This is a genomic window from Klebsiella pneumoniae, from assembly GCF_000742135.1.
GTDB classification, from domain to species: Bacteria; Pseudomonadota; Gammaproteobacteria; order Enterobacterales; family Enterobacteriaceae; genus Klebsiella; species Klebsiella pneumoniae.
This window is the reverse complement of record NZ_KN046818.1, coordinates 5,232,086-5,243,814: the sequence shown is the minus strand read 5'-3', so window position 1 is coordinate 5,243,814 and position 11,729 is coordinate 5,232,086. Positions and strand designations below refer to the sequence as shown.

At 57.1% G+C, this 11,729-nt stretch carries 10 protein-coding genes; 3 read left to right on the top strand and 7 right to left on the bottom strand.

The genetic code is table 11. The features are described from left to right. Positions 1–386: 386 nt before the first annotated feature. The 4 genes from hemG to pepQ are packed head-to-tail and all read right to left on the bottom strand — an operon-like array spanning position 387 to position 4,367. Entirely contained in the window at positions 387–920 is a 534-nt protein-coding gene (gene hemG / locus DR88_RS01240) for a menaquinone-dependent protoporphyrinogen IX dehydrogenase (RefSeq protein ID WP_002883453.1), read from the bottom strand. An 11-nt stretch (positions 921–931) separates the two neighbouring features. Further along, positions 932–2,383, bottom strand: a complete 1,452-nt coding sequence (gene trkH / locus DR88_RS01245) for a Trk system potassium transporter TrkH (RefSeq protein WP_002883450.1) — start codon at positions 2,381–2,383, stop codon at positions 932–934. A gap of 38 nt (positions 2,384–2,421) precedes the next feature. Continuing rightward, positions 2,422–3,036: an IMPACT family protein gene (locus tag DR88_RS01250; protein WP_002883449.1), complete on the bottom strand. Its 615-nt coding sequence runs from the start codon at positions 3,034–3,036 to the stop codon at positions 2,422–2,424. Then, on the bottom strand, positions 3,036–4,367 hold the full coding sequence (pepQ, locus tag DR88_RS01255) for a Xaa-Pro dipeptidase (RefSeq protein WP_004150459.1): 1,332 nt from the start codon (positions 4,365–4,367) through the stop codon (positions 3,036–3,038). Before pepQ ends, DR88_RS01250 begins: the two co-directional genes overlap by 1 nt. 191 nt (positions 4,368–4,558) lie before the next feature. On the opposite strand from pepQ, the gene fadB reads away from it, so the two are divergent. After that, positions 4,559–6,748 (top strand): fatty acid oxidation complex subunit alpha FadB, encoded by a 2,190-nt coding sequence (gene fadB / locus DR88_RS01260; RefSeq protein WP_004213300.1) that lies wholly within the window; start codon positions 4,559–4,561, stop codon positions 6,746–6,748. Between the two features lie 9 nt (positions 6,749–6,757). Then, positions 6,758–7,921 (top strand): acetyl-CoA C-acyltransferase FadA, encoded by a 1,164-nt coding sequence (fadA, locus tag DR88_RS01265; protein WP_004150456.1) that lies wholly within the window; start codon positions 6,758–6,760, stop codon positions 7,919–7,921. Between the two features lie 106 nt (positions 7,922–8,027). On the opposite strand, the gene fre is transcribed toward fadA, so the two are convergent. Then, a complete protein-coding gene (gene fre, locus DR88_RS01270) occupies positions 8,028–8,729 on the bottom strand; it encodes an NAD(P)H-flavin reductase (RefSeq protein WP_002883448.1) in 702 nt (233 codons plus the stop codon). A gap of 49 nt (positions 8,730–8,778) precedes the next feature. Beyond that, positions 8,779–10,254 carry a 4-hydroxy-3-polyprenylbenzoate decarboxylase gene (gene ubiD / locus DR88_RS01275; RefSeq protein WP_004146456.1) on the bottom strand — a complete coding sequence of 492 codons (1,476 nt, stop codon included), beginning with the start codon at positions 10,252–10,254 and terminating at the stop codon, positions 8,779–8,781. Positions 10,255–10,432: 178 nt separating this feature from the next. On the opposite strand from ubiD, the gene rfaH reads away from it, so the two are divergent. After that, on the top strand, positions 10,433–10,921 hold the full coding sequence (gene rfaH / locus DR88_RS01280) for a transcription/translation regulatory transformer protein RfaH (RefSeq protein WP_025861865.1): 489 nt from the start codon (positions 10,433–10,435) through the stop codon (positions 10,919–10,921). Here rfaH and tatD read toward each other — a convergent pair. After that, a complete protein-coding gene (gene tatD / locus DR88_RS01285) occupies positions 10,918–11,721 on the bottom strand; it encodes a 3'-5' ssDNA/RNA exonuclease TatD (RefSeq protein WP_004146458.1) in 804 nt (267 codons plus the stop codon). The genes rfaH and tatD overlap by 4 nt on opposite strands. Positions 11,722–11,729: the final 8 nt, after the last annotated feature.

Genomic DNA, 11,729 nt, shown 5'->3' with positions numbered 1-11,729 from the left:
AGTTTGATGCTCAAAGAATTAAACTTCGTAATGAATTACGTGTTCACTCTTGAGACTTGGTATTCATTTTTCGTCCGAGGACGTTAAGAATCCATGTCACTTTGAGTGCCCACACAGATTGTCTGATAAATTGTTAAAGAGCAGTGCCGCTTCGTTTTCGCTGCGGCGCGGGGTGTGCATATTACGCCTTCCCGCTGCAGAGTCAAGCATTTATTTTTGCTTTTCTCTGCGAGGTTCTCACCGGAACCCCGCTGACCCGGCGGCTTGTTTGCCGTTGTTCCGTGTCAGTGGAGGCGCATTATAGGGAGTAATTCTGAGGTGACAAGGGGAAATGCAAAAAAAGTTTTCGTTCGCTCGATTTTCCATCACAACGCGAGTTTTACGCGCTATTTGCGCGCCATTTGTGCGATTTCCCGAGCAAACCGGGATACCTGTTGCCAGTCGGTATAGACCACTTCTTTGCGGGTATCCGTTTCACCCCCGGTCATTTTCATAATCAGGCGGATCATAAACCGATCGTACCAGCTGTAGCGCGGGTAGCGCAGCGCGCCGGCAAATACCGCGCAGCTCTGCGGCTGCCACGGCGAGTTCAGCAGAAACTTACGCGTATAGCTGTTGGTCTGCGGCGTGCGCTTCTCGGGTTTACGCGCCACCAGGTTAACCGAAAAGAATGCCCCCGGCAGCGCCTGCAATGCTGCCAGATGCTTTTTCACAAAGCGGTCCACCGCCGGATGAAAGTGCCCGTAGCGAATCGACGCGCCAATGACCACCCGATCGTAGTGATGCCATTCGACGACATCGGTACGGTTCAGGTTCAGGGTGTCCGCATCGATGCCCAGCTCTTTAAGCTCAGAGGCGAGAAACGAAGCGATTTCACGGGTCTGCCCGTCGCGGGTGGAGAAGAGAATTAAAGTTTTCACGAGCACTCCTGTTATTCGCGCCAGAAAGTGGGGGTAAAGAGCACCAGTAAGGTGAACACTTCCAGACGACCAAACAGCATATTAGCAATCAGGATCCATTTCGCGACCGGGTTCATGGTGGCAAAGTTATCCGCGACGACGCCGAGCCCAGGCCCGAGGTTGTTCAATGTCGCCACCACGGAGGCGAAAGCAGAGAAGTCATCCACCCCGGTGGCGATAATCGCCAGCATACTAATGATAAAGACCAGCGCATAGGCGGAGAAGAATCCCCATACCGCTTCCAGAATACGTTCCGGCAGCGCGCGGTTACCTAATTTAATGCTATACACCGCATTCGGGTGCACCAGCCGCTTCAGCTCACGGTTGCCCTGCTTGAACAGCAACAGGATACGGATCACTTTTAATCCACCGCCCGTGGAGCCAGCGCAGCCGCCGATAAATGCGGAGCACAGCAACAGCACCGGAAGGAACAGCGGCCAGCGTGCAATGCTATCGGTGGTGAACCCCGCGGTGGTCGCCATCGACACCACCTGGAAAAACGCCTGGTTCAGCGTCGTCAACACCGAGCCGTACACGTTATGAAGCCATAGCACCAGCGTACAGACGATGACCAGCGTCAACTGGACGCCAATGAACATCCTAAATTCGGGGTCGCGCCAGTACACCTTCAGGCTGCGTCCGCTCAACAACGAAAAATGCAGACCGTAATTACAGCCGGAGATCAGCAGGAAGATGGCAATGATGGAGTTGATCATCGGGCTGTTGAAATAGCCGACGCTGGCATCGTGAGTCGAGAAACCGCCGATGGCGATGGTGGCGAAACTGTGCCCGATCGCATCGAACGCCGGCATACCGGCAAACCAGAGCGCCAATGCGCAGGCGATCGTGAGTAACACATAGATGAGCCACAATGTCTTCGCCGTCTCGGCAATACGCGGACGCATCTTGTTATCCTTCAGCGGGCCGGGCATTTCCGCGCGGTAGAGCTGCATCCCCCCGACGCCGAGGATAGGCAGAATCGCTACCGCCAGCACAATGATCCCCATGCCGCCGAACCACTGCAGCATCTGGCGATAAAAGAGGATAGCGTGCGGAAGCGAGTCCAGCCCCACCAGAGTGGTCGCCCCGGTCGTCGTCAGGCCGGAAAATGACTCGAAGAAGGCATCCGTCACCGTCAGGTTCGGCTGTTCGGAGAAGATAAAGGGCAAGGCCCCCACGCTCCCCAGCACGGTCCAGAACAGCACCACGATCAGAAACCCTTCACGAGATTTCAGTTCGCCTTTTTGCTTACGGTTCGGCCACCACAGCATGGAGCCGATCGCCAGAGCGACAAAGAAGGTTTGAGTGAAGGCCCGTCCCGCGCCATCGCGATATATCAGGGCCACTAATCCCGGGACGATCATCGTCCCCGAAAACAAGATGACCAGCAGTCCAACGATTCGGGTTATGGCGCGAAAATGCATCTCTGGCGCTTCCTTTGATAGGCAAAAAACAGAGGGGATTATTCGTTAATCTTCAGTAATTGCAATGAACCACGACTAAAATCAGCCAGTCTTGCTGAAAAAGCCGCCACTTCGGCCTGGGGAAGCGCCACGCGCAGCCGAACTGACGCCAGATATTCGCTTTCAACGACGTTCCCGGAGAATTGGGCGAGCAGCGCTTCAACGCCGGCCAGTTGCCCATACTCACACTGCAAAGTATATGCCGTTAACGGCGTCTTGCGCAGCGTCGTCAGCTGCGCCAGCGCCTGATGCACCCCGCCGCCATAGGCCTTAACCAGACCACCGGTGCCCAGCAGGATACCACCGTAGTAACGCACGACGACAGCGGTTATCTCGCCGACGCCGCTTCCCATCAGCTGCGCCAGCATCGGTTTACCCGCCGTTCCCGCCGGTTCGCCATCGTCTGAAAACCCCAGCTGTTGCGAATCATCAGGCGGCCCCGCGACCCACGCCACGCAGTGGTGGCGGGCATCAGGATGATCCGCTCTGACGGACTCGACAAAAGCTTTTGCCGCCGCCACGCCGTCGGTATGCGCCAACAGCGTGATAAAACGGCTTTTTTTAATCTCCTCAACGACGGTAACCGGCGCCGCCGGGATTAACCAGCTCTCCATCAGGCCAGCTTCAGATCGCGCGTCATATTTTCGATGCTGTTTTCGTGAACCACCACGTTATCTTCGATACGGATCCCGCCAAACGGCTTCATGGCGTCAATTTTTTGCCAGTTGAAGTGCTTGCTGAATGGGCCTTCACGCCACGGCGCCAGTAACGACTCGATGAAGTAGATGCCGGGTTCAATGGTCAGCACCATACGCGGCTCGATAATACGGGTGCAACGCAGGTACGGATATTTCGACGGCGCCGCCAGATGCGTACCGGTATCGTCCTGCATAAAGCCCGCAACATCATGCACCTGCAGACCCAGCGGATGGCCAATCCCGTGCGGCATAAACGGCCCGGTCAGGTCATTCTCCACCATCGCCTCTTCGCTCATGTCGGTAACCAACTGGTGTTTACGCAACAGCTTCGCGATACGCTGATGGAACTGGATATGGTAATCAATGTAACTGGTACCGGCCTTCATGGTACTAATCAGCGCCAGCTGCTCATCGTTAACGTCTTTGATCAGATGGGCAAAGTCGTTATCGCCGTGCGCCGCCCAGGTGCGCGTCAGATCTGCGGCATAGCCGTTATATTCCGCACCGGCGTCGAGCAGGAAACTGCGCATCTCCGCCGGGGCACGATGGTCCAGTTTGGTGTAGTGCAGGACGGAGGCATGCTCATTCAGTGCGACAATATTGCTGTAAGGCACGTCGGTATCACGATGGCCGGTGGCGGTGAGATAGGCCTGGTTGATATCGAATTCGCTCATCCCCGACTGGAAAGCTTCGTAGGCCGCACGATGACCATTCACCGCCGACTTCTGCGCTTCACGCATGCAGGCCAGCTCGTAATCGGTTTTGTAAGCCCGGTAGTAATGCAGGTAGTCGATAACCCCTTTCGGGTTGATCTTATCCGCGGCGATACCCAGGCCCAGCGCGCGCTCAGGCACCGGGCCGATATAGCCAATATTACCGCGAGCGGCAGGCAGCTGGCTGCCGATGCCATCGGCCTTCGGTAGCGCGATCACGTCTATCTCTTCGGTCCAGAAAGAGGTCGGCAACGGCTCAACGTTATGCCAGTAATCTACCGGCAGATAGAACCACAGCTTCGGTTTATTCACACCGTCCACCAGCAGCCAGCAGTTAGGCACCTGAGTCACAGGCACCCAGGCTTTGAACTGCGGATTGACCTTGAACGGGTACGGATGGTCATCAAGGAAGACGTTAACCAGCTCGCCGGAGTGAATCAGCAGAGCATCCATTTGAAAACGGGCCAGGACGTCGCGGGTACGTTCTTGTAGGGTAACAATATGATTTTTATAGAGCGCGGCCAGGGATTCCATCTTTTATCCTTTGCTTTTATGGGATCGTGATACACCGCATCTTAGCACATCGACCTGCGTGCGGGTGATTTCCGCCGGATGTGATCCGACCAGCAATTATTTAAAGAGTAATTTGCAATTCTTTAACATAAATTCCACACTCCGTTTCATCTGGTATGACCAGATCATATTGCTGGATTCAGGAGACTGACATGCTCTACAAAGGCGACACCCTGTACCTCGACTGGCTGGAAGATGGCATCGCCGAACTGGTGTTCGATGCCCCAGGTTCGGTCAACAAGCTTGATACCGCAACCGTAGCCAGCCTCGGTCATGCGCTGGACGTACTGGAAAAACAAAGCGATCTCAAAGGTCTGCTGCTGCGCTCTGAAAAAGCGGCATTTATCGTCGGCGCGGATATCACCGAATTCCTCTCGCTGTTCCTGGTCCCTGAGGAGCAGTTAAGCCAGTGGCTGCATTTTGCTAACAGCGTCTTCAATCGTCTGGAAGATCTCCCCGTCCCCACTATCTCTGCCGTCAATGGCTATGCGCTGGGCGGCGGTTGCGAATGTGTGCTGGCGACCGATTACCGCCTGGCGACGCCGGACCTGCGCATTGGGCTGCCGGAAACCAAGCTCGGCATTATGCCGGGCTTCGGCGGTTCCGTGCGTCTGCCGCGCCTTCTCGGCGCCGATAGCGCGCTGGAAATTATTGCCGCCGGGAAAGACGTCGGCGCCGATCAAGCACTGAAAATCGGCCTGGTGGATGGCGTGGTCGCTGCGGAAAAACTACGCGACGGCGCGCTGGCGATCCTACGTCAGGCCATGAATGGCGACCTGGACTGGAAAGCGAAACGTCAGCCGAAGCTGGAGCCGCTGAAGCTCAGCAAAATTGAAGCCGCCATGAGCTTCACGATTGCCAAAGGCATGGTCGCGCAAACCGCCGGGAAGCATTACCCGGCGCCGATCACCGCGGTCAAAACCATTGAAGCCGCCGCGCGTCTTGGTCGTGAAGAAGCCCTGGTGCTGGAAAATAAAAGCTTTGTCCCGCTGGCCCATACCAATGAGGCCCGCGCGCTGGTTGGTATCTTCCTGAACGACCAGTACGTCAAAGCGAAAGCGAAAAAGCTGACCAAAGATGTCGAGACGCCGAAGCATGCTGCCGTCCTGGGCGCTGGCATTATGGGCGGCGGTATCGCTTACCAGTCGGCCTGGAAGGGCGTGCCGGTGGTGATGAAAGACATCAGCGACAAATCGCTGACCCTGGGCATGACCGAAGCGGCGAAACTGCTGAATAAACAGCTGGAACGCGGCAAAATCGACGGTCTGAAGCTGGCCGGAGTGATAAGCACCATTCAGCCAACCCTGGAATACAGCGGTTTTGATCGCGTCGACGTGGTTGTGGAAGCGGTGGTCGAAAACCCGAAAGTGAAGAAAGCCGTACTAGCGGAAACCGAGACGAAAGTGCGCCCGGATACCGTGCTGGCGTCCAACACCTCAACGATCCCCATCAGCGAGCTGGCCAGCGTTCTGCAGCGCCCGGAAAACTTCTGCGGTATGCACTTCTTTAACCCGGTGCATCGCATGCCGCTGGTTGAAGTGATCCGCGGCGAAAAAACCTCGGATAATACCATTGCCAAAGTGGTGGCCTGGGCCAGCAAAATGGGCAAAACGCCGATTGTGGTGAATGATTGTCCCGGCTTCTTCGTCAACCGGGTACTGTTCCCCTACTTCGCCGGCTTCAGCCAGCTGCTGCGCGACGGAGCGGACTTCCGCAAAGTCGACAAAGTGATGGAGAAACAGTTTGGCTGGCCGATGGGCCCGGCTTATCTGCTGGACGTGGTCGGCATCGATACCGCGCACCATGCTCAGGCGGTCATGGCGGCGGGCTTCCCGCAGCGGATGCAGAAAGATTATCGCGACGCCATCGACGCCCTGTTTGACGCCAACCGTTTCGGCCAGAAGAACGGCCTCGGCTTCTGGCGCTATAAAGACGACAGCAAAGGTAAGCCGAAGAAAGAAGAAGATGCTGCCGTCGACAGCCTGCTGGCCGACGTCAGCCAGTCGAAGCGCGATTTCAGCGATGAAGAGATTATCGCCCGCATGATGATCCCCATGGTTAACGAAGTCGTCCGCTGCCTGGAAGAAGGCATTATCGCCAGCCCGGCGGAAGCGGATATGGCGCTGGTATACGGCCTGGGCTTCCCTCCGTTCCACGGCGGCGCATTCCGCTGGCTGGACACCATCGGCAGCGCGAAGTATCTCGATATGGCGCAGCAATACCAGCACCTTGGCCCGCTGTATGAAGTGCCAGCCGGTCTGCGTGACAAAGCGCGCCATAACGAAGCGTATTATCCCCAGGTAGAGCCAGCCCGTCCGGTTGGCGCTCTGAAAACGGCTTAAGGAGTCACAATGGAACAGGTTGTCATTGTCGATGCAATTCGCACCCCGATGGGCCGTTCGAAGGGCGGCGCATTTCGCCACGTGCGCGCGGAAGACCTCTCCGCGCACCTGATGCGTAGCCTGCTGTCGCGCAATCCGTCGCTTGAGGCAAGCGCGATAGACGATATCTACTGGGGTTGCGTGCAGCAAACCCTCGAGCAGGGTTTTAACATCGCCCGAAACGCGGCGCTGCTGGCGGAGATCCCGCATTCGGTACCAGCAAATACGGTCAACCGTCTGTGCGGTTCTTCCATGCAGGCGCTGCACGATGCGGCCCGTATGATCATGACCGGCGATGCCAGCGTCTGCCTGATTGGCGGCGTCGAGCACATGGGCCATGTGCCAATGAGCCACGGCGTCGATTTCCATCCGGGCCTCAGCCGCAACGTGGCAAAGGCGGCAGGGATGATGGGGCTGACTGCGGAGATGCTGGCGCGTCTGCACGGTATTAGCCGCGAGATGCAGGATCAGTTCGCCGCGCGCTCTCACGCTCGTGCCTGGGCCGCAACCCAGTCCGGCGCATTCAAAGCGGAGATTATCCCCACCGGCGGCCACGATGCCGATGGCGTACTCAAGTCCTTTAACTATGACGAGGTGATCCGCCCGGAAACCACCGTCGAGACGCTGTCCACGCTTAAACCGGCGTTTGACCCGGTGACCGGTACGGTAACGGCGGGTACCTCTTCCGCCCTTTCCGATGGCGCAGCGGCGATGCTGCTGATGAGCGAAAGCCGCGCTCGCGAGCTGGGGCTGAAGCCGCGCGCTCGCGTCCGTTCAATGGCGGTGGTCGGCTGCGACCCGTCCATTATGGGTTATGGCCCGGTTCCGGCCTCAAAGCTGGCGCTGAAAAAAGCGGGCTTATCCACCAGTGATATCGACGTTTTTGAAATGAATGAAGCATTTGCCGCGCAGATCCTACCGTGTATTAAAGATCTGGGCTTAATGGAGCAGATCGATGAGAAGATCAACCTCAACGGCGGGGCGATCGCGCTCGGTCATCCGCTGGGCTGTTCCGGGGCGCGTATTAGCACCACGCTGATCAACCAGATGGAGCGCAAAGACGCTCAGTTCGGCCTCGCCACCATGTGTATCGGCCTGGGACAAGGGATCGCTACCGTGTTTGAGCGGGTTTAAGCGAAAGGGTATCTCAACGCCATTGCCACCAGAACCTGGCGGCTATGGCGAAGAGAGCAGGTTTAGTTGCCGTTCTTCCCGCCTGTCAGGGGCGGGTTTTTTATTTTCAGATAAACGCAAACGCATCGCCAAACAGGCGATCTTCACGCGCGCCGCGCTCATTACAGAACAGGTCGCGAGCGATCTTGGCCATCTCAAAACGACCGGCAATGTAGATGTCATGCTCGGCCAGCGTACCGTAATCCTGCAGCACGGCGGTGAGTACCGTACCGGAGCGACCACGCCACCCTTCTTCCGGCTGTTCAACCACCGGCTCGATGCGCAGATTCGGATGCTTGATGCTTAACGCTTCCAGCTCGGCCAGATCGTACAGATGCTTAGCCTCGCGGCCGCCCCAATAAATGGCGATATCGCGATCCGGGTTACGCGCCAGCGCGCTTAACAGAATAGAACGCACATAAGAGAATCCGGTACCGCCGGCGATCAGAATCAGCGGGCGATCTTCGTCATCGCGCAGCCACGCTTCGCCATGCGGAATATCAACCTCAATTTCACGCTCTTTCAGAATGCGATCCATGACCGCCATCGCGTACAGATTGAGCTCCGAGGCGCCGATATGCAGCTCGATAAATTCCTGTTCCGCCGGCGTGGAAGCCATGGAGAACGGGCGCTTGTCGCGCTCATCCATTACCACCATCAGATACTGGCCGGCACGGAAGGAAAATGCCGCTTCCGGCACTAATCGAACACGATATACGGTATCGGTAATCGCCTCCACCGAGGTCACTTTACAGCTTAAGGTTGTCATGCGTCCCCTCTGTCGGGTCAATAGAGCAAAACAGCGGCGTTAGCCCCGCTTACTGTTGTTTAAAGATGGCCAGTTCATCCCAGATGGCGTCAATACGCGCCGTAACGGCAGGATCTTTTTTGATTGGGCGACCCCATTCACGCTGGGTTTCGCCAGGCCATTTGTTGGTGGCATCCAGCCCCATTTTTGAACCCAGGCCGGAAACCGGCGAGGCAAAATCCAGATAATCAATTGGCGTATTCTCTACCAGTACCGTATCACGAGCCGGGTCCATACGGGTAGTGATCGCCCAAATCACATCGTTCCAGTCGCGTGCATTGACGTCGTCATCGCAGACAATCACGAACTTGGTGTACATAAACTGGCGCAGGAACGACCAGACGCCCATCATTACGCGCTTGGCATGTCCCGCGTACTGTTTTTTCATGGTCACCACCGCCAGGCGATAGGAGCACCCTTCCGGCGGCAGATAGAAATCAACGATTTCCGGGAACTGCTTTTGCAGGATCGGCACAAAGACTTCATTCAGCGCCACGCCCAGCACCGCTGGCTCATCGGGCGGTCGGCCGGTATAGGTAGAATGATAAATCGCGTCTTCACGCTGGGTAATATGGGTTACCGTAAATACCGGGAAGCTGTCCACTTCATTATAGTAACCGGTGTGATCGCCATACGGGCCTTCCGGCGCCATTTCACCGGCCTCAATGTAGCCTTCAAGCACAATTTCCGCGCTGGCCGGCACTTCAAGGTCATTGGAAACGCACTTAACCACTTCGGTCTTGGTGCCGCGCAGCAGGCCTGCGAAAGCATATTCCGACAGGGTATCGGGCACCGGCGTCACCGCGCCAAGAATGGTTGCCGGATCGGCGCCAAGCGCCACGGAAACCGGGAAGCGTTCGCCCGGACGCGCCGCGCACCACTCCTGGAAATCCAGCGCGCCGCCGCGATGAGACAGCCAGCGCATAATCAGTTTGTTTTTGCCGATCAGCTGCTGGCGATAAATCCCCAGGTTCTGCCGCTCTTTGTGCGGCCCGCGGGTTACCGTCAACCCCCAGGTGATCAGCGGCGCGGCATCTTCCGGCCAGCAGGTCATAATCGGGATTTTATTCAGGTCGACATCATCGCCCTGGATGATTTTTTGCTGACAGGGGGCGCCGCGCAGGCGTTTGGTCGGCATATTCAGCACTTGCTTGAACTGCGGCAGCTTATCAAACAGGTCGCGGAAGCCTTTTGGCGGCTCAGGTTCTTTCAGAAAGGCCAACAGTTTACCCACCTCGCGCAGCGAACTGACATCCTCCTGCCCCATCCCCAACGCCACGCGACGCGGCGTGCCGAACAGATTGCACAGCACCGGCATGGTGTAGCCTTTCGGATTCTCAAACAGCAGCGCCGGGCCGCCGGCGCGCAGAGTCCGGTCGGCAATTTCGGTGATTTCCAGGTGAGGATCGACCGGCAGAGTGATACGTTTTAGTTCGCCCTGTTGTTCCAGGAGTGTCAGAAAGTCGCGAAGATCGTGATATTTCATGGAAGTGTTATTGACCTCTCTACAGGCGGCTAATTATACGGTGTTCGACGGCGCGATGCTGTAATTTTGTTAAATTAGCGTGAAAGAACGCTGAAATTTGGATTTCAATTATAATGGCTTTCGCGATTACACCAGCCATTTGTTATGCTTGCCGTTATTAGAAGTGGAATGAGTCATTATGCAAGCCTGGTACTTACTGTATTGCAAACGTGGGCAGCTACAACGAGCCCAGGAACATCTGGAACGTCGGTCAGTTAACTGCCTGATGCCGACGATTGCGCTGGAAAAAATCATTCGCGGTAAACGCACCATGGTCAGCGAACCGTTGTTCCCGAACTACCTGTTTATTGAGTTCGATCCAGAGGTGATTCATACCACCACCATCAGCGCCACTCGCGGGGTTAACAACTTCGTGCGCTTTGGCGCCCTACCCGCTATCGTCCCCTCGGCGGTCATCCATCAGCTTTCTATCTACAAACCGGAAGGGATTACCGACCCGGAAACGCCGCATGAGGGCGATAGTGTGCTAATCACCGACGGCGCGTTTGAAGGCCTGGAGGCGATCTTCACCGAGCCCGACGGCGAAGCGCGCTCTATGTTGCTGTTAAACCTGCTGAATAAGCAAGTCCTGCAGAGCGTTAAAAATACCGACTTCCAGAAAATCTAAACGCCGTTAATGTCGACGCCAAACAGCGCCCTGACGTTTGCGTCCGTTTGCGCCTCCAGCCATTGCGCCTCCTCGCCGCGCCAGGCCGCGACGCTGGCCAGGATATGCGGCAAATACGCGGGCTCGTTACGCCGCGAGGCCGGTTTCGGCTTGAGGTCGCGCGGCAGCAGATAAGGCGCATCGGTCTCCAGCAGCAGACGTTCCGCCGGGATCGCCGGCAGCAGCTCGCGCAGCTCCAGTCCCCGCCGCTCATCGCATACCCAACCGGTAATACCAATAAACAGGCCCAGATCCAGGCATTCCTGCACCTCGCTGCGGCTGCCGGTAAAGCAGTGCAGCACCGCGCCCGGGATCTTCTCAAGCCAGGGTTTAAGCAGCGTCAGAAACCGATCGTGGGCGTCGCGGCAGTGCAAAAACACCGGCATCGACAGCTCAGCGGCCAGCGCCAGCTGGGCGCTGAACGCTACCTCCTGCTCGTGCGGCGTGGAAAAATTCCGGTTAAAATCCAGACCGCACTCGCCTATCGCCACCACCTGCGGCTCGCCGGCGAGGGTATAAATCGCCTCGGCGACCGCTGGCGTCCAGCTGCTACCGTCATGGGGATGAACCCCCGCCGTGGACCAGCAGCCGGAATAGCGGCTCGCCAGTTTCTGCGCCTGCTGGCTCTCCGCCAAATTTGTGCCGGTCAGCAGCATGCCGTTAACCCCCGCCGCCAGGGCGCGCGCCACTACCTCATCATGATCGCGGGAAAACTGCGAACTGGTCAGATTAACGCCGATATCAAACATGATCGCTCCCATATGCCAAC

Excerpts from the sequence above, each read along its gene's own strand:
- fadB (WP_004213300.1), top strand. The coding sequence starts at position 4,559 with ATGCTCTACAAAGGCGACACCCTGTACCTCGACTGGCTGGAAGATGGC.
- DR88_RS01250 (WP_002883449.1), bottom strand. The coding sequence starts at position 3,036 with ATGGAGAGCTGGTTAATCCCGGCGGCGCCGGTTACCGTCGTTGAGGAG.
- pepQ (WP_004150459.1), bottom strand. The coding sequence starts at position 4,367 with ATGGAATCCCTGGCCGCGCTCTATAAAAATCATATTGTTACCCTACAA.
- tatD (WP_004146458.1), bottom strand. The coding sequence starts at position 11,721 with ATGGGAGCGATCATGTTTGATATCGGCGTTAATCTGACCAGTTCGCAG.
- fadA (WP_004150456.1), top strand. The coding sequence starts at position 6,758 with ATGGAACAGGTTGTCATTGTCGATGCAATTCGCACCCCGATGGGCCGT.
- rfaH (WP_025861865.1), top strand. The coding sequence starts at position 10,433 with ATGCAAGCCTGGTACTTACTGTATTGCAAACGTGGGCAGCTACAACGA.
- trkH (WP_002883450.1), bottom strand. The coding sequence starts at position 2,383 with ATGCATTTTCGCGCCATAACCCGAATCGTTGGACTGCTGGTCATCTTG.
- ubiD (WP_004146456.1), bottom strand. The coding sequence starts at position 10,254 with ATGAAATATCACGATCTTCGCGACTTTCTGACACTCCTGGAACAACAG.
- fre (WP_002883448.1), bottom strand. The coding sequence starts at position 8,729 with ATGACAACCTTAAGCTGTAAAGTGACCTCGGTGGAGGCGATTACCGAT.